At 70.0% G+C, this 22,091-nt stretch carries 22 protein-coding genes; 15 read left to right on the top strand and 7 right to left on the bottom strand.

Features of this window, described 5'->3' with window-relative positions; all coding sequences use genetic code 11:
- Positions 1-4: 4 nt before the first annotated feature.
- The 4 genes from AB0B64_RS28390 to AB0B64_RS28405 all read right to left on the bottom strand — a co-directional run bounded on the left by AB0B64_RS28390 (position 5) and on the right by AB0B64_RS28405 (position 3,746).
- Positions 5-1,768 (bottom strand): thiamine pyrophosphate-binding protein, encoded by a 1,764-nt coding sequence (locus AB0B64_RS28390; protein ID WP_358180874.1) that lies wholly within the window; start codon positions 1,766-1,768, stop codon positions 5-7.
- On the bottom strand, positions 1,765-2,610 hold the full coding sequence (locus tag AB0B64_RS28395; RefSeq protein WP_358180877.1) for a cyclase family protein: 846 nt from the start codon (positions 2,608-2,610) through the stop codon (positions 1,765-1,767). Before AB0B64_RS28395 ends, AB0B64_RS28390 begins: the two co-directional genes overlap by 4 nt.
- A 61-nt stretch (positions 2,611-2,671) precedes the next feature.
- Positions 2,672-3,295: a hypothetical protein gene (locus AB0B64_RS28400; RefSeq protein ID WP_358180880.1), complete on the bottom strand. Its 624-nt coding sequence runs from the start codon at positions 3,293-3,295 to the stop codon at positions 2,672-2,674.
- Positions 3,296-3,317: 22 nt separating this feature from the next.
- The gene (locus tag AB0B64_RS28405; RefSeq protein ID WP_357639239.1) at positions 3,318-3,746 is read right to left on the bottom strand and encodes a CBS domain-containing protein; all 429 of its coding nucleotides are present in this window, start codon (positions 3,744-3,746) and stop codon (positions 3,318-3,320) included.
- A 149-nt stretch (positions 3,747-3,895) separates the two neighbouring features.
- Between AB0B64_RS28405 and AB0B64_RS28410 the strand changes: the two genes are divergently transcribed.
- From AB0B64_RS28410 to AB0B64_RS28455, 10 genes are all read left to right on the top strand, one after another.
- The gene (locus tag AB0B64_RS28410; protein ID WP_357945752.1) at positions 3,896-5,284 is read left to right on the top strand and encodes an aminopeptidase P family protein; all 1,389 of its coding nucleotides are present in this window, start codon (positions 3,896-3,898) and stop codon (positions 5,282-5,284) included.
- Between the two features lie 189 nt (positions 5,285-5,473).
- On the top strand, positions 5,474-6,226 hold the full coding sequence (locus tag AB0B64_RS28415) for an ABC transporter permease (RefSeq protein WP_357946362.1): 753 nt from the start codon (positions 5,474-5,476) through the stop codon (positions 6,224-6,226).
- Complete coding sequence (locus AB0B64_RS28420; protein ID WP_357945750.1) at positions 6,226-7,080, top strand: ABC transporter permease; 855 nt, start codon at positions 6,226-6,228, stop codon at positions 7,078-7,080. The genes AB0B64_RS28415 and AB0B64_RS28420 overlap by 1 nt, the downstream gene beginning before the upstream one ends.
- Before the next feature lie 3 nt (positions 7,081-7,083).
- Entirely contained in the window at positions 7,084-8,103 is a 1,020-nt protein-coding gene (locus AB0B64_RS28425; protein WP_357945748.1) for an MlaD family protein, read from the top strand.
- A 1-nt stretch (position 8,104) separates the two neighbouring features.
- Positions 8,105-9,163, top strand: coding sequence for an MlaD family protein (locus tag AB0B64_RS28430; protein ID WP_358180883.1), 1,059 nt, complete (start codon positions 8,105-8,107; stop codon positions 9,161-9,163).
- A complete protein-coding gene (locus AB0B64_RS28435; protein ID WP_357946360.1) occupies positions 9,163-10,188 on the top strand; it encodes an MlaD family protein in 1,026 nt (341 codons plus the stop codon). Before AB0B64_RS28430 ends, AB0B64_RS28435 begins: the two co-directional genes overlap by 1 nt.
- A complete protein-coding gene (locus AB0B64_RS28440; protein WP_358180886.1) occupies positions 10,185-11,216 on the top strand; it encodes an MCE family protein in 1,032 nt (343 codons plus the stop codon). The genes AB0B64_RS28435 and AB0B64_RS28440 overlap by 4 nt, the downstream gene beginning before the upstream one ends.
- A complete protein-coding gene (locus tag AB0B64_RS28445; protein ID WP_357945739.1) occupies positions 11,213-12,259 on the top strand; it encodes an MlaD family protein in 1,047 nt (348 codons plus the stop codon). The genes AB0B64_RS28440 and AB0B64_RS28445 overlap by 4 nt, the downstream gene beginning before the upstream one ends.
- A 28-nt stretch (positions 12,260-12,287) precedes the next feature.
- A complete protein-coding gene (locus AB0B64_RS28450) occupies positions 12,288-13,628 on the top strand; it encodes an MCE family protein (protein WP_358180889.1) in 1,341 nt (446 codons plus the stop codon).
- Positions 13,625-14,350 (top strand): hypothetical protein, encoded by a 726-nt coding sequence (locus AB0B64_RS28455; RefSeq protein ID WP_358180892.1) that lies wholly within the window; start codon positions 13,625-13,627, stop codon positions 14,348-14,350. The genes AB0B64_RS28450 and AB0B64_RS28455 overlap by 4 nt, the downstream gene beginning before the upstream one ends.
- 21 nt (positions 14,351-14,371) lie before the next feature.
- On the opposite strand, the gene AB0B64_RS28460 is transcribed toward AB0B64_RS28455, so the two are convergent.
- The gene (locus tag AB0B64_RS28460; RefSeq protein ID WP_358180895.1) at positions 14,372-15,424 is read right to left on the bottom strand and encodes a transposase; all 1,053 of its coding nucleotides are present in this window, start codon (positions 15,422-15,424) and stop codon (positions 14,372-14,374) included.
- A gap of 247 nt (positions 15,425-15,671) precedes the next feature.
- Between AB0B64_RS28460 and AB0B64_RS28465 the strand changes: the two genes are divergently transcribed.
- Together AB0B64_RS28465 and AB0B64_RS28470 are read left to right on the top strand one after the other, a co-directional pair.
- Complete coding sequence (locus AB0B64_RS28465; RefSeq protein WP_358181213.1) at positions 15,672-16,259, top strand: 4'-phosphopantetheinyl transferase superfamily protein; 588 nt, start codon at positions 15,672-15,674, stop codon at positions 16,257-16,259.
- 9 nt (positions 16,260-16,268) lie between these two features.
- Positions 16,269-16,445: a hypothetical protein gene (locus tag AB0B64_RS28470; RefSeq protein ID WP_225291654.1), complete on the top strand. Its 177-nt coding sequence runs from the start codon at positions 16,269-16,271 to the stop codon at positions 16,443-16,445.
- Here AB0B64_RS28470 and AB0B64_RS28475 read toward each other — a convergent pair.
- Entirely contained in the window at positions 16,442-17,368 is a 927-nt protein-coding gene (locus tag AB0B64_RS28475) for a cation diffusion facilitator family transporter (protein WP_358180898.1), read from the bottom strand. The genes AB0B64_RS28470 and AB0B64_RS28475 overlap by 4 nt on opposite strands.
- 217 nt (positions 17,369-17,585) lie before the next feature.
- Here AB0B64_RS28475 and AB0B64_RS28480 point away from each other — a divergent pair, with 217 nt between their 5' ends.
- The 3 genes from AB0B64_RS28480 (at position 17,586) to AB0B64_RS28490 (ending at position 20,296) form a co-directional block, all read left to right on the top strand.
- Positions 17,586-18,044, top strand: coding sequence for a MarR family transcriptional regulator (locus tag AB0B64_RS28480; protein ID WP_357945726.1), 459 nt, complete (start codon positions 17,586-17,588; stop codon positions 18,042-18,044).
- A 72-nt stretch (positions 18,045-18,116) separates the two neighbouring features.
- A complete protein-coding gene (locus tag AB0B64_RS28485) occupies positions 18,117-18,767 on the top strand; it encodes an LppX_LprAFG lipoprotein (protein WP_358180901.1) in 651 nt (216 codons plus the stop codon).
- A complete protein-coding gene (locus tag AB0B64_RS28490) occupies positions 18,764-20,296 on the top strand; it encodes an MFS transporter (protein ID WP_358180904.1) in 1,533 nt (510 codons plus the stop codon). Before AB0B64_RS28485 ends, AB0B64_RS28490 begins: the two co-directional genes overlap by 4 nt.
- 280 nt (positions 20,297-20,576) lie before the next feature.
- Here AB0B64_RS28490 and aspS read toward each other — a convergent pair whose 3' ends face one another.
- Positions 20,577-21,857, bottom strand: a complete 1,281-nt coding sequence (gene aspS / locus AB0B64_RS28495) for an aspartate--tRNA(Asn) ligase (RefSeq protein ID WP_358180907.1) — start codon at positions 21,855-21,857, stop codon at positions 20,577-20,579.
- Between the last annotated feature and the right edge of the window lie 234 nt (positions 21,858-22,091).

Below are 22,091 nucleotides of genomic sequence, written 5' to 3' on the forward strand. Positions count from 1 at the left end.
CGGCTCAGTGGCCCTTGAACGCCTCTTCCAGCCACCACGAGCCGCGCTTCCCAGCGACCTTGGCGTGGACCAGAAGCGGCCGGTCTCTGGGGCCTTTCAGCCACTCGGCCGCCCCGGCCAGGTCGCCGGGCTCGGTGACCGTCACGGCCGCGAAGCCGTAGCCGGTGGCGATCGCGGCGAAGTCGACGGGCGGGAACCTGACGGTGCCGAGCGGGTGACCGTGCGGGCCGAAGTGATGTACCTCGGCGCCGTACGCCTCGTCGTCGTAGACCACGACCACCATCGGCAGCCCGAGCCGTACGACGGTGTCGAGTTCGGCGATGCCCATCAGCGCCCCGCCGTCGCCCAGCGCGGCCACCGGCAGCCGGTCGGGCCGGGCGAGCGCGGCGCCGATCACGGTCGCCAGGCCGAGCCCGATCGACTGGAACGCCTGGGTGAAGCAGAACCCCCGCTCGTCTGGCACGTCGAGGAACATGGCCGGGTACCCCATGAAGTTCCCGGAGTCGACCGCCACGATCCGCTCCCCCGGCAGCAGGTCGTCGAGCCCGATCGTGAGCGTCCTGGGGTCGATCAGCCCGTCTCCGCCCTCGTCGTCGTAGGGCACTGCCTGCCACCGGCCCTCGGCCCGGATCCGCGCGGCGACCTCCGCCGACCGATACCCACGCCCGGCATCCCCCACCGAACCGCGAGCGTTCCCCACCGGACCGCGAGCGTCTCCGGTCGTAGCGGGAGCGTCCCTCGCCGCATCGCGAGCGTCCTCGGTCGAAGCGAGGGCGTGGAGGACCGTGCGCGCCGTGGCGGCCGTGTCGCCGACCAGGCCGAGGGTGACCGGGCGGTGGACGCCTAGGGCGCTCTCGTCGAGGTCCACCTGGACCAGCCTGGCGTGCTCGCCGATCAGCCGTCCGTGGCGGGTGGTCCACATGTTGAGGGCGCACCCCCAGGCCACGATGAGGTCGGCGTCGTGGATCAGCTCGGCGGCGAGCGGTGTGGCGAAGCCGCCGCTCACGTCCAGATCCCAGGGGTTGCCCCGGAACAGGCCCTTGGCGACGGCGGAGGTGGCGAGCAGCGCGCCCGTGGCGTCGGCCAGCTCCTCCAGCTCGGCCCTGGCGTGCCTGGCGCCGCGCCCGGCGACGAACACCGGCCGCCGCGACTCCGCCAGCAGCCGGACGAGCGTGCCGAGCTCCGCGGCCGACGGCGTCCCATGCGACTCCGCGGCCGACGGCGTCCCGAGCGACTCTGCGGCCGACGGCGTCCCGTGCGGCTCGCCGAGGAGGCCGGGCCACTCGATGAGCTCCTGCTGCACGTCGAGCGGCAGGTTGAGCACCACCGTGCGCCGGTCGCGGGTCGCCGTACGGTAGGCCGACAGCGTGTCCTCGACCGCCCGGCCGGCCTCCGTGACGCGGAGCGACACCGCGCCGACCGACGCCGCCAGCGCGTCCTGGTCGATGTGGAAGTTGGACCGTACGTCCGTCGCTTCGCCGGTGAGCACGATCAGCGGGGTACGGCTCTTGGCCGCCTCGGCGATGCCCGTCACGGCGTTGGTCAGGCCGGGCCCCTGGTGGACGGAGACGATCCCGACCTTGCCGCTCATCCTGGCGTACGCGTCGGCCATCGTGGTGGCGCCGCCCTCGTGGCGGGCGGCGACGAAGCGTACGCCGTGCGCCACGAGGGCGTTGGTGACGTGGAAGTTGCCGCTGCCCACCACGCCGAACGCGGTGTCGACCCCGGCCTCGGCCAGCACCCGCCCGACGGCCTCGGCGACGATCATCTCTCGAGCTTATGGTCGCGGCCGCTTCGGAGCTCGTTGGCTCGTCCCTCGCTCTCTCCCTCCGAGCTCCTCCGCTCCACCAGCGCCAATACCCGCACAGGACTCCCCGACCCGCCCACGATGGGCAGCGGCGGGGCCAGGACGACGGCGCCGGTCACCGGCAGGCGGTCGAGGTTGCGCAGCTGGGTCAGGCCGTACTTGCCCGCCCCCAGCAGGAACGAGTGGCACGGGAAAGGCGGGTCGAAGGAGTGGGCGGTGCCCGCGTCGGTGCCGACGGTCTCGACGCCGAGCCCGAGGATGGGTGTCTCGGCGGCCAGCCAGTTCGCGCATTCGACGGAGATGCCGGGGGTGTGTGGGCCGGTCTCGTCGGCGTTCAGGAAGGTGGCCTGGTCGGCGGACCTGGCGTCCCAGCCGGTGCGGTAGAGGAGCCAGCCGCCGTCGGGCAGCGGGCCGTTGGCGCGCTCCCACTCCTTGACGTGGTCGATCTGGAGCAGGAAGTCGGGGTCCTTCTCCGCCTCCGCCGCCAGGTCGAGCACGACGGCGGGCGCCAGCAGGCTGGACGGGGGCACCTGGGAGACGTCCTGGCCCTCGCGGCCGGTCACCCAGTGGATCGGCGCGTCGAAGTGGGTGCCGGTGTGCTCGCCGGTGTGGATGTCGTTCCAGTACCAGGCGGGGCCGCGGTCGTCGTAGCGGCTGATCTCCTCCAGCCGGAACGGGATCGTGTTGCCGAACGGCTCGGGCAGCTGGAGGATCGGCGTCTCCGCCGACAGGGGCGAGGTGAGATCGACCACCTCGATGGCGCCACTGCGCAGGCTCTCCACCAGGCTCCGCAAGATCGACATGTCATCCTCCTTGATGGGCTGGCTGCATCCTCCTATATCGGCCTACCCGGCTCCAAGCACGTCAGGACTTGGTCCATGGGGCGCAGCCGCCCGTTTGGAGCGCCTTGTCGGTGGCCAGGATCGTCACGGTGGCGGGACCCGTGGGCATGTCCGCCGCGATCACGTCGCTCATCTGGGCGGACGTGCTCTTCATGCGGGCCCAGTAGCACTTGTCCGTGGCGGTCGCGGGACCCGTCGTACGGTAGGTGCCGGGCTGGATGTCCACGCCCACGATGAGCGTCCGCATGGCGCCGACCGCGCCCGGCGGCCCGGCCGAGCCCACGGGAGCAGGTGTCCCCACCGGAGCAGGCGTCCCCACGGGAGCAGGCGTCCCCGCCGGAGCGGACGCGGCCGGGTCTGACGGGACCGTGCCCGCCGGGGCCGATGGATCCGACGTGGCGGCGCCCGCCGGAGCCGACGGGTCCGTCCCCTGGTCCGCGGGCGGCGTCGAGTCCCCGATCGTCATCGTCACCGGAGGCGTCTCCGCAGGCGCGGCCGTCGCCTCCCCCGAGTCGAGCCCGGTGAAGTACCCGAGCAGGAACCCGAGTAAGCAGGTCAGCCCGGAAACGAGCACGATGATGGTCGGACTGCTCGTCGCCCGGGGATATTCCGGAGACGGAGGGTATTCGGGAGGCCCGTACATCACGGGGACAAGCGTCCCATCCGTGTCAACGGTGGAGGTAGTCGACCAGCGACGCCTTCTCCGTCTCCAGTTCCTCGATCGCGCTCTTGACCACGTCACCGATGCTCACGATGCCGACCAGCCGCCCGTCCTCGACGACGGGCATGTGCCGGAACCGGTGTGTGGTCATGGTCCTTCGCAGCTCGTCGACGTTGTCGTGCGGGCCGACCGTGCGTACTTCCGAAGTCATGATCGCGGAGACGGGCTGGTCGAGCACGGCCGCGCCGCGGTCGTGCAGGCGGCGGACCACGTCGCGCTCGGACACGATGCCCGTGATCGTCACGCCGTCGGCGGAGACCACGACGGCGCCGATGTTGTGCTCGGCGAGTTTGGTCAGGAGTTCGCGGACCGTGGCTTCCGGAGCCACGGTCATCACCGCGCTTCCCTTGCCGCGCAGGATTGTCCCGATGAGCATCTGAACCACCTCGGCTCTCAGTTACCCCGGGTGGCTCCGGCTAAGCGCTCCACCCGCGTAGCTTTCCAGGCAAGCAAGCAGGTAGGGGCACCGTCAAGCGTTCCCGTAGGCTGCATGCCGTACATGGAGCTTGTGAAACAGGATGCGTGATGACAGAGCCGCTCAATACCGGCAGCCATGATCTGCCCGTCACCGCGGCGCTGACCGCGTTCATGCGGACGGGCTGGGCCGACACCCGGCGCACCGACGTGGCGGCGCTGCCGATCGCGCCCTGGGCGGCCAGGCGCCGCGCCGCGCTCGCCGCCCGCTTCCCCGGTGAGCGGCTCGTCGTGCCGTCGGGGACGCTGAAGGTGCGCAGCAACGACAGTGACTACCGCTTCCGGCCGCACAGCGCGTTCTCCTATCTGACGGGCGCGGGCGAGCCGGGCGACGTGCTGGTCATCGAGCCGTCGGGCGAGGCCACGCTGTACCTCAGGCCGCGCTCGCCGCGCGAGGACGGCGAGGAGTTCTACCGCGACCGGCGTTATGGGGAGTTCTGGGTGGGGCGGCGGCCCGACCTGGAGGAGGCGGCCGAGCTCTACCAGATCGGCTGCGCCCACATCCGCGAGCTGTCGCTGTCCGGGCCCGCCAGGGTGCTGGGCGGCGTGGACGCGGCGGTCGACGCGCTGCTGCCGGGCGACGCGGAGTTCGAGAGCTTCCTGTCGGAGATGCGGCTGATCAAGGACGCGTGGGAGATCGGCGAGCTGCAGTCGGCGGTCGATGCCACCGCGCGCGGCTTCGAAGACGTCGTACGCGCGCTGCCCGCAGCGCTCGGGCACCCTCGGGGCGAGCGCTACCTGGAGGGCGTGTTCGGGCTCCGTTCGCGCCTGGAGGGCAACGCGGCCGGCTACGACAGCATCGTGGCCTCGGGCGCGCACGCGTGCGTGCTGCACTGGATCCGCAACGACGGCCGCCTCGACCCGAACGACCTCCTGCTGCTGGACGCGGGTGTCGAGTCCGACACCCTCTACACGGCCGACATCACCCGCACGCTGCCGCTGTCCGGCCGTTTCAGTCCCGTGCAGCGGCAGGCGTACGAGCTGGTGTACGAGGCGCAGACGGCCGGGATCGCCGCGCTCAAGCCCGGTGCCCGCTTCCGCGACTTCCACCTGGCGGCGATGCGCGTCATCAGCGAGGGCCTGCACGACTGGGGCCTGCTGCGCGACTCGCCGGACGCGCTGATGGAGTCGGGCCTGTACCGCCGCTACACACTCTGCAGCAGCGGCCACATGCTCGGCCTGGACGTGCACGACTGCGCCCGCGCGCGCTCGGAGGTCTACCTGGACGGGGTCCTGGAGGAGGGCCAGGTGCTGACCGTCGAGCCGGGCCTGTACCTGCAGCCCGACGATCTCACCCTGCCGGCGGAGTTCCGGGGGCTGGGCATCCGGATCGAGGACGATCTGGTGATCACCGCCGACGGCGCCCGCCTGATGTCGGCCGCCCTGCCGCGCCATCCCGCCGAGGTCGAGTCCTGGATGGCCGGGCTACTGAACAACTGAAACGGCTACGAAGCGATCACGTTTCGTAGCGGGCTGACAACCTCTGAGCTGAGCCTCATACCTTTTCCTCAAATTCCAGCGAAAGCATCGACTTACTAGACGGACCGTCAGTAGGGTTACTGCTTCCGTAGTCGGCTGGTTCCACGAGGTGGTCAGTTGTCCGGATACGTTGGCCGCAAGGCTGTGTCCGTGCTCGGCCAGGTGGGTGACCTCTTCGTCATCGTCCTGGAGGGATTGCGCCGCAGCTGGGACGTCCGGAGCTGGTGGTGGGAGTTCGTCGACCAGTGCTGGTTCCTGGCCCGCGTGACCAGCGTGCCGGTGCTGCTCGTCTCCTTACCCCTCGGCGCCACCGTGGCGTTGCAGGTGGGCGACCTGGCCTGGCAGCTCGGCGCGGCGTCCGCCACCGGCAGCGCCGTGTTCGTCGGGCTCATCCGGGAGGTCGCGCCGCTGGCCAGCGCCCTGCTGATCGCCGGGGCCGGCGGCAGCGCGATGACCTCCGACATCGGCGCCCGGCACATCCGCGACGAGCTGAGCGCCATGGAGGTGATGTCGGTCAACCCGATCCACCGCCTGGTCACGCCGCGCATGTGGGCGGCCAGCACGGTCGCGGTCTGCCTGTGCCCGCTGGTCATCCTGGCCGGGGCCAGCGGCGGCTACTTCTTCAACGTGATCGTCCAGGGAGTGACCTCCGGCGCCTACTTCGACGGCGCGCTGTCGCTCGTGGTGGGCTCCGACCTGTACGTGACGCTGTTCAAGGCGTGGATCTTCGGCTTCATCGCCGCGGCCGTCGCCTGCTACAAGGGCATGACCTGCGCCACCAGCCCCGTCGGCGTGGGCCGGGCGGTCAACCAGTCGACGGTGGTCACGTTCATGCTGGTGTTCGCGTTCAACTACGTGATCTCCGCCGTCTACTTCCTCGCCTACCCGCCGAAGGCGCTGTGATGGTCTCGCGTACGGCCGGCCTCAGGTTCGCCGTCACGGGGCGCGAATGGGCGGAGCGGTTCGCGACCCTGGCCAACTGGCCGCTGTTCGTGTGGAAGGTACTGTTCTACTCCGTCCGCGACGTGATCCTCCGGCTGAAGTACTTCAAGGTCGTCATCCGCCAGGTCAGCGACGTGGTCGTGGGCGTCGGCGCGACCGTCATCGGCGGCGGCATGATCTTCGTGGTGTTCACCATGGCCTTCGTCGTGGGCGCGACCGTGGGCCTGCAGGGCTACCAGGGGCTGCAGGCGATCGGCGCCGAGTCGTTCATGGGCCTGGTCGGCAGCTTCGCCAACGTACGCGAGATCACCCCGATCATCGCCGCGACCGCGCTGGCCGCGCAGGTCGGCTCGTCGTTCACCGCCGAGCTGGGCGCGATGCGGATCTCCGAGGAGATCGACGCGCTGGAGGTGATGGGCATCAACGCCTTCACCTACCTGATCTGCACCCGGGTGGTGGCGGCGCTGCTGGCGCTGGTGCCGATCTATCTGATCGCGCTGTTCGCCAGTTTCTTCGCCACCCGGCTGATGAGCACGGTCCTGTTCGGGCTGGCGCCGGGCGTCTACGACTACTACTTCTACCTGTATCTGCCGGTCAGCGACATCGTGTTCAGCGTGACCAAGGTGGCCGTGTTCGCCTTCACCGTCGTCGTCATCCACTGCTACTACGGCTTCTACGCCACCGGCGGCCCGGTCGGCGTGGGGGTGGCGGCGGGCCGCGCGATCCGTCAGTCGATCGTCACGATCGTCCTGCTCAACCTGCTGCTGTCGTACCTGTTCTGGGGTAACGGCAGCAACCTGAAGCTGACGGGGTGAGCGATGGGACGCGACGAGTTCTCACTGCCCATCCGCGCGGGCATCGCGCTCGCGCTCATCGTGGTGCTCGCGGCGACGACGATCTTCATCGTACGGACCGCGTCGGAGATCAGCGGCACCAGGATCGACGCCGTCTTCGCCCGCGCCGGTCAGGGCCTGGACACCCAGTCCCCCGTCAAGATCCGCGGCATCACGGTCGGCGACGTGACGAAGGTGTCCCTCGACGCCAAGGGCAAGGCCGTGGTGAGCATGGCCATCGAGCCCGGCGTCCGGCTGCCCCGCACCACCGTCGCGGCCATCGAGCCGTCGTCGGTGTTCGGGCCGAAGTTCGTCGACCTCAGGCTCGGCGCGGGCGAGACCACCGGCCCCTACCTGGCCGGCGGCGCGGTCATCACCCAGACGCAGCAGCCGCTCGACCTGTCCGACACGCTCGGCGCCGCCTACCGGGGCCTGAACGCCGTGGACCCGCGTGAGGTCACCGTGATCGTGCACACGCTGGCCCAGGGGCTCGACGGCGAGGGGAAGCGGCTGCGCGAGCTCATCGACGACGCGGGCACGGTCGTCGATGTCGCGCACCGGCAGCGCGCGCGGGCCAGGCAGTTCCTGCATGACACGGCCGGGCTGTCCACCGCGCTGTCGGACAAGGGCGACGAGCTGGTGTCGATCTCCTCCGACGTCAACGTCATCACCCCCGACCTGCTGGAACGGGCCGACAAGGTGCGGGTCCTGCTCCAGGAGGTCACCTCTGTCTCCGACCTGGGCGCGCACGGCCTGCGCAAGCATCGGCAGGACCTGCGGGCGGCCGTCCACTCGGGCGAGCGGGTGGCCTCGCTCATCTACGCCCAGCTCGGCCTGGCAGGTGACGGCGTACGCGGCCTGAACCGGCTGGTGGACCTGCTCAACAAGCTGATCGAGGCGCCGGGCCCCGGCGGCGCCCGCCAACTGCAGGTGGAGGCGTTCGTCTCGACCGACATCTGCGAGCTCGTCGTCGGCTCCTGCGGACCCACCGACGGGAGGGACTGACGTGGCGCTGTCCAGGGAACGCGTGGCCCGCCGGTGGACGCTGCTGCGCGTGGTGCTGTTCGTCGGCTTGACGGTGGCGCTGATCGTGGTGATCACGGTGCAGATCGCCCGGGTCAGCACCTGCGGCGGATACCAACTAGTCGCGACATTTGATGATGTGTCGGGGTTGCGGGAGGGCGACCAGGTGAAGATCGCCGGGGCGCCCGTGGGACAGGTCGACACGATCAAGGTGGTGAACGGCCGCGCCGAGATCACCATGGAGGTCCAGGACGCCATCAGGGTGCCGTCGGACACCGAGGCCGCGATCAGGTGGCGCAACGCGGTCGGCCAGCGGGTCGTCTATCTGCTCCCCGGCACCGCGCCGGGCCGGCTGGCCCCCGGCTCGCGGGTCGTCCGTACGTCGTCCGTGGTCGACATCGGCCAGCTGGTGAGCGACCTCGGCCCGCTGACCCGCAGCCTGGACCCGGACCAGATCAACCAGCTGCTCACCGCCGCCGCCAAATCCCTGAAGGGCAACGACAAGAACATCCCGCGGCTGCTCGACAACGTCAACGCCATCACCGGCACGATCAATGAGCGCAAGCAGACGATCCAGCGATTGCTCAAGGACTACGCCACCGTCACCGGCGTGGTCGCCCAGCGCGACAAGCAGATCGAGCAGCTCGTCGACAACCTGGTCACCCTCTCCGAGGCGTTCGCCGGCAACCGCAAGCTGATCGACGACGCGATCGTGCAGCTCTCGACCACCGTCCACACCTCCGACCAGGTGCTCGGCAAGAACGCCGACGAGCTGGGCGCGCTGGTCGACCACCTCTCCGGGCTGACCGGCGGCATCAGGCGGCATGTGAACGCGATCGACAAGACGATCGGCACCTTCCAGCCGCTGCTGGCCCGCGCCTACTCCAGCGTCGATCGCGGCCACTACTTCATCACCGCGGTCCCATGCCTGGCGCTGAGCGCCGCGCCCTGCCCGTACCCGATGAAGACGCCGCCCCCACTGCGCGGCAGCACGCGGATCCAGAGCTCGAAGGACCTGCAGAAGCTCATGGTCGGTGAGTGATGGCGCTCAAGTCCTTCCGCGACCGCAACAAGATCGTCGTCGGCCTGATCTCGCTGGCGGCGATCGGCACGATCCTGGTGGCCACCTTCCTCGTCGGCAGCCTCGGGCTGCTCGAAGGCGGCTACTACATGTCCGGCACGTTCGTGGACTCCGGCGGCCTGCGCACCGGCAACGACGTGCGGGTCGCGGGCGTGCGGGTCGGCAAGGTGACCGAGGTACGGCCCGACTACGGCCAGGGCAACGTGGTCGTCACCTGGAAGGTCGACACCGACGTACGGCTCGGCCGCGCCACCCGGGCCGACATCACGCTGTCCAACCTGCTCGGCGGCCGCTACGTCAAGCTGTCGGGCCCGGTCACCGCCCCGTACGTCGACCAGCTCCCCGAGGCGCAGCGGCGGATCCCGGTGACGCGCACGGGCGTCCCCACACTGATCAACGACGCCATCAAGGACGCCACCCACCTGGTTCAGAAGCTCGACACCAAGGCCGTGGACGACCTGCTCACCCAGCTGGGCAAGGTCGACATCAGCAAGCGCGGCCGGATCACCAAGCTGCTGAAGAACATCGGCGACCTGTCGGACACCATCAGCCAGAGCGAACCGCAGCTGCAGAAGCTCCTCGACAACGGCACCAAGATCATGAACGTCCTGGAGCGGAAGGACAAGCAGCTCGGCCGGCTCATCGACGCCATCGAGGTCATGCTGAACGAGCTGCGCTCGCGCCGCAACGAGCTGCGCGCGCTGCTCGGCGACGGCAGCGACCTCGTCCAGAGCACCACCCGGTTGATCAACGAGCACGAGAAGACGCTGGTCCAGGTCCTCGACGACACCGGCGCGATCACCACCAAGCTCAACAGCGGCAACAAGGAGTTCAACGCGCTCCTGGCGTGGGCCGGCCCGACGTTCTCCGGGCTGTCCACGATGGGCGGCCAAGGCCCGTGGCTCGAGGCCATAGCCACGGGCCTGGGCCCCATCGACCCGGAGGTGCTCGGCGCCATCGCCAAGGACAGGAAGAACGACCGATGACCCGTTTACTGGCGGCCCTGCTGGCCGGCACGCTGCTGGCGGCCAGCGGCGGGTGCACGCTGCTCGGCCCCGAGCCGTACCGGCTGACCGCGATCTTCAGCAAGGCGCCCTCCCTGTACGAGCAGGCGCGGGTGAAGGTGATGGGGCTCGACGCCGGATACGTGACGAGCATCCGGATCGACGGCGACAAGGTACGTGTCGAGCTGTCGGTAGACCGGGAGGTGCCGCTGCCCGCGAACGTCAAGGCCGTGGTCGCGCCGCAGAACACCCTGGGCGAGCGCAACGTGGTGCTCTACCCGCCCTGGAAGCCCGGCGACCAGCGGATCGCCTCCGGCGCCACGATCCCGCTGGAGCGCACCGACCTGCCGGTGGAGATCGACGACGCGCTCGACGCGTTCACCAAGCTGACCGACGCGCTGGACTCCGACAAGCTGGGCGACGTCGCGGGCGACCTCGCCGACAGCGTCAGGGGCCGCGGCAAGAGGGTCAACAACGCGCTCGCCGACACCGCGCGGCTCACCGACACGCTGGCCAAGCAGGACCAGCAGCTCATCGACCTGGCCAAGGGCCTGAACAAGCTGGCCACCAGCCTCAACAAGCGGCAGAGCCAGGTGACCGGCGCGATCGACTCCTTCGCCGAGGCCAGCGCCATCCTGGCCGAGGAGCGGCGGCGGCTGCGGACGTTCATCGCGGGCATGGCCGATTTCGTGCGCCGGGGCGACGTGATCATCGAAGCGTATTCCGAACGGCTCCCCCAGGCCGCCGGCACGCTGGCCGAGCTGGTGCTGACGGTCCGGGCGAACAGCGCGTCGATGGCCCAGGCGATCAAGGGCGCGGCCGACTTCTCCGACATCCTGATCGACTCCTGGGACAAGAAGCAGCACGTGCTGAAGATCCGCGTGGTGCTCAACGCGATGACCAGGGCCTGGCTGACCCCGCTGTTCGACGCCCTGAACCTCGGCAAGGTCCCGTGCCTGCCCGCCGGCCTCAGCAACTGCCCCTTCGAGCAGGGGAAGAAGAAGCGATGAAGGCACGTGTCCTGTCCGGGCTGCTCGCGCTGGGCATCACCGCGTCCTGCTCGCTCCAGACACTCGGCGCCACCGGCGGCGATTTGACCATCAACGCCACCTTCGACGACGTCCAGAGCCTGGTCGCCGGGCACAGCGTGCAGATCTCCGACGTACGGGTGGGCACCGTGACCGGCATCCGGCTGCAGGGCTACCAGGCCAGGGTGACCATGTCGATCACGCCGGAGCACCCGGTGCCCGAGGGCAGCACCGCGACGGTGGCCAAGACCTCGGTCCTGGGCGAGAACTACGTCCAGCTCACGCCGCCCGCCGGCAAGGACCTGTCGAAGGGCCCCTACCTCAAGAGCGGCGCCACGATCACCGACACCTCGGTCGAACCGGACATCGAGCAGGTCACCGCGAAGGCCGGGCCGCTCATCGAGGCGCTCGGCACGCAGGACGTCAACGCCATCCTCGACGCCGCCTCGACCGCGTTCGCCGGCAAGGGCGCCGACGTCAACAAGCTGATCAAGCAGACGGCCGAGGTGACCGACACCTACGCCGCCGCCCGCCAGGACATCGCCACCACCGTGGACGCCCTGGCCAAGCTGGGCGACCAGCTGGCCAAGGGCAGCAAGGAGCTGGACCGGCTGCCCGGCACGCTGGCGGCGGCCACGGCCCGCATCGCGCACGGCCGCAGGCACGTGAAGACGGCCATCATCGCACTGACCGACCTGGCCAAGGAGGCCAACCTCACGGTCTACCCGAGGCACGCCGCCCGGCTGCGCACGCTGCTACGCGAGCTCGACGCGATCACCTCCTCAATGCTGCGCGGCAAGGAGGACCTGAAGGCGCTGGTGGCCAAGCTGCAGGCGTTCATCGACACGCCGCCGATCACGGTCAACGGCCAGGTGCTGATCTACGTGTGGCTGAAGGGCCTGCTGACGCCGCAGCACAAGGGACTCCTGCCGAACGGCAAGACGGGCTTGCTGCCGAACGGCAAGACGGGCCTGCTGCCCAACCGGGTGGCGGACTTCCGCCTGCTCTGGGAGCCGCCGCGATGAGGAACCATCTGCTTTGGGGGCCGTCGCGATGAGGAACCGCCGCATCTATCTGAACCTTGGCTTCTTCGTCGTCCTGGGCATCGTGATGACGATCTGGGCGTTCAGCACGATCATCAAGCTCGACGCGATCACCCAGCCCTACCGGGTGTCGGCGGAGTTCGTCTCCTCCCCCGGTCTGGTCCGCGGCTTCGACGTCGCCTACCTGGGTGTGCGGGTGGGGAAGGTCGGGGACGTACGGCTGGCGCCCGGCAAGATCGTCGTGGGCCTGGACATCGACAAGGAGGTCCGGCTGCCGAAGGCCGCCACGGCCGAGGTACGGCGCAAGTCCGCGGTCGGCGAGCCGTACGTGGAGCTGTCGCCGCCCGCGACCGGCGTGACCGGCCCGACGCTCGCGGCCGGCGACGTGATCCCGCTGTCCAAGACCACGGTGCCGCTGGACTACCGCAAGCTGTTCGAGGGCGTCGGCAAGCTGCTGTCCGCGGTGCCGCCCGAGGACGCCAAGACGATCACGCACGAGCTGGCGGTGGCGCTGGACGGCCGGTCGTCGTCGATCAGGGACATCATCGAGGACGCGCACGACCTGACCGGCACGCTGGCCGACAACTCCCAGGTGCTCGACGACCTGTCCGTGCAGCTCACCCAGCTCACCCACACGCTGGCGGGCAGGAAGGACAAGCTGGCTTCCGGCATCACGGACCTGAGCACGGTGACGGCCACGCTACGCGACTCGCGTACCGACCTCGACGCCTTCCTGGACCAGGGACCGGGCGTGTTCGGGCAGCTCGACCAGGCCATCAAGCGGGCCAGACCGGGCCTGTCGTGCCTGCTGACCGCGGCGGGCCTGCCGCACAAACCGGTGTTCTCCGCCGAGACCGAGCGGAACGTGCACCACCTGCTGAGCATCGTGCCGACCGCGCTGAGCCTGGCGGACGACATCAGCGTCAGGGAGGGGAACACGGTGTACGGCAAGGCGTCGTTCATCTTCAGCGTCCCGGGCGGGCCGCAACCGGCGGAGGAGTACGCGGGCCCGGTCGGCCCGCCCACCGTGCCCCGCCTGCGCGCCTGCCCCGACCGCGCCACGGACGAGCCGGTCCGTACGGAAGACGCCGCCGACCATCCCGGGAAAGACACCGAAGCAGAGCAGACCAGGCGGCCGGAAGCCCAGGCCAAGGCCACCGCACAGCCCGAGCGGACCCCGGAGGCGGCGGGCGCGAAGTCACCCGCCGCGGCTTCCGGGCCCGCGTCCCGTACCCCGGTGGACGCCGCTCCGCTGATTGCCGCGATCTTCCTCGCGGTGGCGGCGAGTGGTGGCATCTTGGGGTGGATCGCGGTGGGCCGGGCCGCCCGCCGCCGTGAGGAGAACTCATGACCACCAAGCAGGACCTCGCGGAGGACCAGCAGAGCGCTGCGGAGGAGGCCACAGCGACAGAAATACCGACCACCCCGGACACCGGCCTTTCGGAGGGCGTCTCCTCTGACAACGGCCCCTCGGACGGCGCCTCGGACGATGGAGTGGTCGCCGCTGGGCGGTCGGGGCGGGGGCGTGGCCGGATTCTGGTGGCGGTGGTGGCCCTGATGGTGGCCGCGCTGGCCGCCACGGCGGCGCTGCAGTGGATCTCCGCGAGCCAGGCCCGCGACTCGCTGGCCCGGCTGGAGAGCGAGCGGGCCCTGCGACTGGAGGTCTCGGGCGCGGCCAGTTCGTTCGGCAAGGCGCTGCTCAGCTACGACTACCAGAACCTCCAGGCCACCCGCGCCACGCTGACGGCCCAGGCCACCGGCGACTTCCTGGCCACCTACGACGAGGCGTTCGGCGGCGCGATGGCCCAGGTCATCGTCAAGCTGAAGGCCGTCTCGCAGGCGAACGTCCGCGAGGTCTACCTCTCGGACGTCGACGAGGCCACCGCACACGCCATCGTCGTGGTCGACCAGCAGGTGAACACCTCGGAGGCGATACGCTCGGTCAAGGACTCCCATCTGAAGATCAGCCTGGTCAAGGAGAAGGGCGTCTGGAAGGTCCACGACGTGACCGTGCTCGGCGCGGCCAAAGAGGACCAGTACAACCTGGACACTGGCACGAAGAAAAAGGACTGACCGTTGAAGCGCTCCCCACGGCTAAGGTCGGGGGATTCCAGCCAGCTCGGGCTCCGTCTGTGCGGTGGCCTGGGCTGCTGTTGCTTGGCGGTTGGCCTTCCGGCCCACGCGGTTGCGTGGTTTGCGCGCCCCAACCCGCACACCCGGTCTGGGTTGTGCGTGCTCCGCCCTCCCGGCGGTGAGGATGTTCTTGGCGGCGTTCACGTCGGCGTGCTCGGTGTGTCCGCACGAGGTGCACCGGAAGACCGCTTGGCTCGCGCGGGACTTGCGATCCACCACAGTGCACACGTTGCACGTCTGACTCGTGTACGCCGGGTTGACGGTGATCACACTGGTGCCCGTGTACCGGGCCTTGCTACGGGTGGCCAGCTCGATCCGGTACCAGCCCTTGTCCAGGATGGAGCGGTTCAGCCCGGTCTTGCGCGCGGCCCCGTTCGGCAGGAACACGCCCGGCCGTTCAAGGTCTGGCCTGGGTGCGACACCGGCAGTCAAGTTCTTGATCGCCAGGGCCTCGAACACCACCAGCTCGAAGCTCGTGGCCAGGGCGCAGGCGCTCTTGGCAGCGAAGTCCTCGCGCCGTCTGCGGACCTTTCGCACCATGTCAGCGACCCGCGCGGCAGCTTTCGTGCGCCGACCCGATCCCTTCATGGTCCGGGAAAAGTCCCGCTGCAGCTTCTTGGCGTGCTCCGCTTCCCGCCCGCCGGCGAACACCTGGTGGTGAAACAAGCCATCCGAGCGGGTCACGACCTTAACCACACCCCGGTCGATCCCCACCGCCCTGCCGGGGCGCGCGTGCGTGGCCGGGGTGGTGAACCCGTCCTCGACGAGGAAACTGACGTACCAGTGTTTGCCGTCGCGGGAGACGGTGGCGTTCTTGATCTTTCCGTCGAGCGGGCGGGTAATGCGGAAGCGGACCCAGCCGAGTTTCGGCAGTTTCGCCCGCGCCCAGCGCCGGTTCAGCCGTTCGACGGCGATTTTCCCGCCCTCAGGAAACCGGAAGCTCGGAGCGTTCCGTTCGGCGAACGCGGCCTGCTCCTCGGTCAGGTCCAGGCGGTACCTACGTCCAGCCAGCATCCGCGATCACCGATTCTTCTGGTTCTCGACGTACCGCGTGGCGACGTCCAGGGGCGCCCTACCCACGGTGGCCACGAAGCGGGAGTTAGTCCGTCCGCCCAGCCCCCAGAGGCTCTTTCGCAAGGTCACAGCCGCATCGATCAGCATACGCAAGGCGCCCTACCTACCGCTCAAAGATTCGACAGAAGGGCTTACCCCCATGGCTGAAGCCAGGGGTCCGCGTAGATCTCTGATCGGCCCCGTGGCGATGGGTGGGCGCCCCGACGAGGTGCTCGCCCCAGAAGGCTGGCTGACCGACGTCGAGCGGGCGCGCGCGGCCCGGTTCGCGTTCGAGCCGGACCGCCGCTCGTTCACGGCGGCCCACCTGCTCGTACGCCTCTGCGCCGCGGCGGTGCTCGACACCGACCCGGCCGGGCTGACCCTGTTACAGCACTGCGAGGTGCACGGCCCCGGCCACGGCCGCCCGTACATCGAGCAGGCCCCTACCCTGGGTGTCAGCCTCAGCCACACGCGCGGCTACGTCTGCGCGGCGGCCGGTGCGGGCCGGGTGGGCATCGACGCCGAACGCGTGCCGCCGGGCCCGTTCGACCGGCTGCTCGCGGGCCGGGCGCTCACCGAGCGGGAGCTGGCGGCGGTCAGCACCAACGAAGAGCTGATCAGGCGCTGGACCCGCAAGGAGGCCCTGATCAAGCGCGGCGAGCTGACCATCGACGGGCTGCGGGCCACCGACGCCGACGTGACGGGCCGCCACCTGCTCGAATGGACCGCCGAGGGCGACATCGTAGTGGCCGTCATCACAGACTCACCAGCCCGGCAATTGCCTCTGACCAGCTAGAATGGAGGCATGTTCTACAGCAAATCAGTCGAGGAGCGAATCGCCGACCGGATGGCCAAGCGCAAGCCGCTCGAAGAGGGCAAGACCTTCGAGCACGGGCCGGCCAAGTTCGTGTTCGTCTCGCTGATCGTCGCCGTCGTGCTCATGCACGTCGTCGGCCTTGCCGTGGTCATGGCCCTGGACTAACGGCGCCGGGTGGGAGTCGGATCCAGGAACACCTGAGAGATGCCGGGATAGCGCTCCCGCAGCCGGCGGTCCAGCTCATCGCAGGCGATCTCCACCCCCGCGGCAGTCGCGTCGTCCCGGAAGTCGATCTTCGCGGCGACCAGGAAGCGTCCCGGGCCCAGCATCATGGTGAGCAGCTCGACCACGCTCTCCACCTCGGGCTGCCCCTCCAGCACCGCGCGGATCTCCTCCTCGATCGGCCCCGGAGCGGACTGGCCGATCAGCAGCGACACGTTCGACCGGATCAGCGTGAGCGCGGCCACCAGCAGGAGCACGCCGATCGCGATCGACGCCGCGCCGTCCCACACGGGCGAGCCGGTCACCTGGTAGCCGAGCAGACCCAGCGCCGCGATCACCAGCCCGATCAGCGCGGCCGCGTCCTCGTACACGACGGCCTTCAGCGCGGTGTCCGAGGTGATCGAGACCAGCCGGAACGGGCTGACGTCATGCCTGCGGGCCTCCCTGCGCAGCTGCGCGAGCGCGTTGAGGAAGGACACGCCCTCGATCGCGAAGGAGAGGGCCAGCACGATGTACGACGGGATGAGGTTGCCGAGCCGCTCGCCGTGGCTGATCTCGTGCACGCCGTGGGTGATGGAGAAGCCCGCGCCACCGACCAGGGTCGCGACCGCCGCCATCATCGCCCAGAAGAAGCCCGCCTTGCCGTGCCCGAAGGGATGGCGCGAGTCGGCGGGCCGCTGGCCCCGGCGTACGGAGACCAGGAGCAGCAGCTCCGTCACCGTGTCCGCGGCCGAGTGGGCCGCCTCCGACAGCATCGCCGCCGAACCGCCGATCAGGCCCGCGATCAGCTTGGCCACCGCGATGGCCAGGTTCGCACCGCCCGCGACCAGGACGGTGCCCAGACTCTCACCCGAGTTGTCCGCCACGACGGATCACTCTATGACGGGCGTTACCCCTGGCGACATGGTGGGCCACGTCCGGTGGCATGGTGGGCCGTGTCCGGGGGTCCGCCATAGAGCCTGGGTTGTCCCACGGACTGCGAGGTCACACGGACTGCGAGGCCGGCGCCTATGTGCGCTAGATTGGAGATCTTGACCTCCTCCCTCGCCTGAAGACGGGGGTATCCACGCTCGAGGAGTCTCGATGAGCGCGCCTCGCTGGCTCTCCCCCGCCGAGCAGCGTGCCTGGCGTACCCACCTGGCGCTGCACAAGCTGCTCATGCACCGGCTCGACCGCGAGCTGCAGGAGCACGCCCTCTCGGTGAACGACTACGAGATCCTGGTCAATCTCTCGGAGAGCCCCGACCACCGGATGCGGATGAGCGACCTGGCCGACGCGACCATCCAGTCACGCAGCCGGCTGTCGCACCAGATCTCCCGCATGGAGGCCAAGGGACTCGTCGTCAGGGAGGACTGCCACGACGACCGGCGCGGCACGTTCGCGGTGCTGACGAGCGAGGGCTGGGCCACGATCGAGCGGGTCGCGCCTGATCACGTGACCAGTGTCCGGGAGCACTTCGTCGACCGGCTCACCGACGAACAGCTGGACGCGCTGGTGGCCGCCTACGAGCCGATCGTCGAGCACCTGAAGAAGCTACGCTGAACGGCCACGCCGACACCTAACCGATATGCCCGACGGCGCACGATCGTTCCGGGCGCTCGCTACGATCCGCTCATGCTTCGAAAGCTGCTGTTCGTCGTCGTCTTCGCGCTGGTGTCCGCCTGCTCATCGGGCGGCGGCGGAAGCGAGCTGCCCGCCGGGCCCGACCTGCTGAAGAAGTCCACCGAGGCCATGAAGGCGGTCAAGTCGGCCACCTTCTCCATCGCCACGGACGGCAAGCCCAAGGTGCCGGTGAAGAAGGCCGACGGCAGGCTGACGGCCGCCGGTGACGCCGACGGCACGATCACCATCGAGGTGCTGGGCAGCCTGCAGGAGATCACCTTCGCCCTGGTCGGCGACACCGTCCACTTCAAGGGTCCGACCGGCGGCTTCCAGAAGATGACCAGGAAGGACCTGGCGCAGCTCTACGACCCGTCGAAGATCCTCGACCCGTCCAAGGGTCTCGCGCAGCTGCTCGGCACGGCCACCGACCCGCGCGTGGAGGCCGAGGAGAGCGGTGCCTACCGGGTGGCCACCGGGTTCTCCGGTCAGGTCCTCGGCACCCTCATCCCCGGCGTCACGCAGGGCGTCAACGGCAAGCTCTGGGTGGACAAGGCCACCAGCCGGCTCACCAAGCTCGAACTGCCGCTGCAGGACGGCACGGTGACCGTGTCGCTGAGCGACTTCGACGTGCCGGTGACCATCACGCCACCCGCCGCCGGATGAGGCGCGCCCGCCGGGTCGCGCTCGGCGTCGGCGGCGCGGTGGTGCTGCTGGCCGCCCTCGACGCGTACGTGGTCGTGACCGTCCTGCTCGACATCGCCACCGACGTGGGCATCCCCACCAACCGCCTGGAGCGGGCCACACCGGTGGTCACCGGGTTCCTGCTCGGCTACATCGCCGCGATGCCGCTGCTCGGCCAGCTCTCCGACCGGTACGGCCGGCGCCCCCTCATCCACGCCTGCCTGGCGGCGTTCGCGCTCGGCTCGGTGCTGACCGCGCTGGCGTCCGGAGAGGTGATGGTGGTGGCGGGCCGGACGATCCAGGGGATCGCGGGAGGCGCGCTGCTGCCGATCACGATGGCGCTCATCGGCGACCTGTGGCACGAGCACGAGCGGCCGGTGGCACTCGGCGCGGTCGGCGCGGCGCAGGAGCTGGGCAGCGCGCTCGGGCCGCTGTACGGCGGGCTGCTGGCCCTGCTCCCGAGCACCACGGTGTTCGGGATCGAGCTGGGCGGCTGGCACGCGATCTTCTGGATCAACCTGCCACTGGCGGCACTGGCCGCCGTAGCGGTCCACCTGACCGTCCCCCCGCCACAGGCGTCCTCCGAGCTTCCGGGTCAGGCGTCTTCCGGGCCTTCGGGACAGGCATCGGCCCGGCGTGTGGACGGGATCGGCGGCGCGTTGCTGGCTCTGAGCCTCGCCCTTCTGGTCGTGGGCCTGTACAACCCGGATCCCGCCACGACCGTGCTGCCGCCCTGGGGGCTGCCGGTGATCGCGGCCGGGGTCGTGGCCGGGGCGGCGTTCGTCTGGTGGGAGATCCGGTCGAAGGTCCGGCTGCTCGACCTGACGGGCACCCGCAAGGGACCGCTGCTGGCCACGCTGGGCGTGAGCTTCCTGACCGGGGCCGCGCTGCTGATCACCATGGTGTTCGTCCAGTTCACGGCGCAGACGCTGCTCGACATGGAGACGTTGGACGCGGCGCTCGTGCTGGCCAGGTTCCTGATCGCGCTCCCGGTGGGCGCGCTGCTGGGCGGCCTGCTGGCCCGCCGGCTCGGCGACCGCGTGGTGGCGGTGGCGGGCCTGATCGTGGCCACGGCCGGGTACGGCGTGATGAGCCGCTGGCCGCTCGACCTGGCGAACGCCGGCCTGATGGTGGACCTCTCCCTGGTCGTGGCCGGGCTGGGGCTGGGGCTGGTCATCGCCCCCGTGTCGGCGGCGGTCCTCCGGGTGACGCCCGCCACGCAGCACGGGGTGGCCTCGGCGGCGGTGGTGGTGGCCAGGATGATGGGCATGCTGATCGGCATCGCGGGGGTGTCGGCTTGGGGTTTCCACCGGTTCCAGTCGCTGACCGCGGGCCTGGACACGCCGCTGCCAGTGGGGGTGGAACCGGCCGTGTACGCGAAGCAGCTGAGCGAGTACCTCGCGAAGGTGGACGCGGCGCTACATCTGGAATACACGGAGATGTTCTTCGTCACGGCGCTGATCTGCCTTTTGGGCGCGGTGGTCGCCGCCTTCCTGCCCCGCACCCGGTGAGGTCGTTCCTGTCCCCGCGCCCGATGAAGCCCTTCCTGGCCTCACGTCAGCCCCGAGGACCCACTTGATCTTCGGGGCTGACCATGGAGTGGCTGTCCGACCACATGGACGCCGTGGCCGACCATACGGAAGCCATGGCCGACCATGCGCACGTCACGGCGCCCAGCCCCGCCCACCGGAGGAGCGTGCCCCTGGAGAGGGCCCGGACACGTATGGCGGGTGGGGCTCACCGGGCTTGCCGTAAATATGGCGCTTTTCTACGAAGAGAGATAAGTGCGCTCTACGGCGAGAGGCGATGCAGGTCGCGGGGGAACAACGTGGCTTGGCGGATGTTCGCGGCGCCGACCAGGCGCGCGGTCCAGCGCTCGAGCCCCAGCGCGAACCCCCCGTGCGGCGGCATGCCGTGCGCGAACGCCTGCACATACCCCTCATACGGCCCGACATCCTCACCACACGCGGCGAGCGCGTCGAGGTAGTCCTGATGCCTGTGCAGCCGCTGCCCGCCCGTCACCAGCTCCAACCCCCGGAAAAGCAGGTCGAACCCGTTCGAGTACCCCTCACGCAGCGGGTCCGGATGGGTGTAGAACGGCCGCTTGGCCATCGGATACCCCGTGACGAACAGGAACTCCGACCCATGCTCCCGCACCGCCCACTCCGACAGCCACCGCTCCTGGTTCGGTGACAGGTCCGGCTCGAACTCCTCAGTGAGGCACTGCGCCTCGGTGAAGTGGATCGCCGGGATCTCGGCGGGCACCTCCGGCAGCGTCACGTCGAGCAGGTCGACCGCCGGCTGCCCCCGTACCGCCTCCACCATGCCCGCCACCGCCTCGCGCAGCACCGCCATCACGTCGCGGTGGTCGCGCACGAAGCCCAGCTCGGCGTCCAGGCTGGTGTACTGGGCCAGGTGGCGGACCGTGTCGTGGGGCTCGGCCCGGAAGACCGGCCCCACCTCGTAGACCCGCTCGAACACACCGACCATCGCCTGCTTGTAGAACTGCGGCGACTGCGCCAGGTAGGCGGGGCGGCCGAAGTAGTCGATGCCGAAGACGTTCGCGCCCGATTCGGTGGCCGAGGCGACGATCTTGGGCGTGTGGATCTCGGTGAACCCTAGCCGGTCCAGCGTCCGGCGGAACCCGGCCACGCTCGCCGCCGAGATCTCCAGCGGCGCCCTGAGCCGCGGATGGCGCAGCGCGACCGGCGCGTGGTCGAGGATCGTGGGCAGCGCGGCGGGCACGACCGGCCGGTAGAGGTCGAACGGCGGCGCCTCGGTGGGCTCGGCCAGTACCTCGATCTCCGGCTCAGTGAGCTCGGCGCCGCCCGGCGCCTGCGGGTTCGCGGTCACGACGCCCGTCACCCGGACGACCGTCTCCTCCCCCGGCACCGCTCCGGGCTCCTCACCCGGGGCCACGCCGGGCGCCACCACCTGGGCGAGCCCGCTGCGGTCCCTGACGACCAGGAAGGACACGGATTTCAGCCGCCGGCGGCGATGTACCCAACCGGCGATCGTCACTCGTTGTCCGGCGTGCTCAGCGAGCTCCGCCGACAGGACACGAGAGATCATCACAGCTCCTCACGAGTTGCATGATCCCTTGGGAGTGCGGGGGAGAAGGGAACTCCCGGTGCCACCGCACTTTCGCCGCCCACGAAAGGGCGGCCTCCACGACCCGATGACGGGGGTCAGACCGGCGAGGCATTTCCTCCCCGCACTCGGGAGTGTCTTCACCGAAGGGGCGCGAGGCCGCCTTCACAGCTGCCGGCGGCTCTCTCAGCCCGCGCGGGCCTTCGGTTACTCGTC

The organism is Nonomuraea sp. NPDC049129, from assembly GCF_040648495.1.
Lineage (GTDB): Bacteria > Actinomycetota > Actinomycetes > Streptosporangiales > Streptosporangiaceae > Nonomuraea.

Coding starts and splice junctions, on each gene's coding strand:
- AB0B64_RS28390 (WP_358180874.1), bottom strand. CDS start 1,768: ATGATCGTCGCCGAGGCCGTCGGGCGGGTGCTGGCCGAGGCCGGGGTC.
- AB0B64_RS28395 (WP_358180877.1), bottom strand. CDS start 2,610: ATGTCGATCTTGCGGAGCCTGGTGGAGAGCCTGCGCAGTGGCGCCATC.
- AB0B64_RS28405 (WP_357639239.1), bottom strand. CDS start 3,746: ATGCTCATCGGGACAATCCTGCGCGGCAAGGGAAGCGCGGTGATGACC.
- AB0B64_RS28410 (WP_357945752.1), top strand. CDS start 3,896: ATGACAGAGCCGCTCAATACCGGCAGCCATGATCTGCCCGTCACCGCG.
- AB0B64_RS28420 (WP_357945750.1), top strand. CDS start 6,226: ATGGTCTCGCGTACGGCCGGCCTCAGGTTCGCCGTCACGGGGCGCGAA.
- AB0B64_RS28425 (WP_357945748.1), top strand. CDS start 7,084: ATGGGACGCGACGAGTTCTCACTGCCCATCCGCGCGGGCATCGCGCTC.
- AB0B64_RS28435 (WP_357946360.1), top strand. CDS start 9,163: ATGGCGCTCAAGTCCTTCCGCGACCGCAACAAGATCGTCGTCGGCCTG.
- AB0B64_RS28440 (WP_358180886.1), top strand. CDS start 10,185: ATGACCCGTTTACTGGCGGCCCTGCTGGCCGGCACGCTGCTGGCGGCC.
- AB0B64_RS28445 (WP_357945739.1), top strand. CDS start 11,213: ATGAAGGCACGTGTCCTGTCCGGGCTGCTCGCGCTGGGCATCACCGCG.
- AB0B64_RS28450 (WP_358180889.1), top strand. CDS start 12,288: ATGAGGAACCGCCGCATCTATCTGAACCTTGGCTTCTTCGTCGTCCTG.
- AB0B64_RS28455 (WP_358180892.1), top strand. CDS start 13,625: ATGACCACCAAGCAGGACCTCGCGGAGGACCAGCAGAGCGCTGCGGAG.
- AB0B64_RS28460 (WP_358180895.1), bottom strand. CDS start 15,424: ATGCTGGCTGGACGTAGGTACCGCCTGGACCTGACCGAGGAGCAGGCC.
- AB0B64_RS28465 (WP_358181213.1), top strand. CDS start 15,672: ATGGGTGGGCGCCCCGACGAGGTGCTCGCCCCAGAAGGCTGGCTGACC.
- AB0B64_RS28470 (WP_225291654.1), top strand. CDS start 16,269: ATGTTCTACAGCAAATCAGTCGAGGAGCGAATCGCCGACCGGATGGCC.
- AB0B64_RS28480 (WP_357945726.1), top strand. CDS start 17,586: ATGAGCGCGCCTCGCTGGCTCTCCCCCGCCGAGCAGCGTGCCTGGCGT.
- AB0B64_RS28485 (WP_358180901.1), top strand. CDS start 18,117: ATGCTTCGAAAGCTGCTGTTCGTCGTCGTCTTCGCGCTGGTGTCCGCC.
- AB0B64_RS28490 (WP_358180904.1), top strand. CDS start 18,764: ATGAGGCGCGCCCGCCGGGTCGCGCTCGGCGTCGGCGGCGCGGTGGTG.
- aspS (WP_358180907.1), bottom strand. CDS start 21,857: ATGATCTCTCGTGTCCTGTCGGCGGAGCTCGCTGAGCACGCCGGACAA.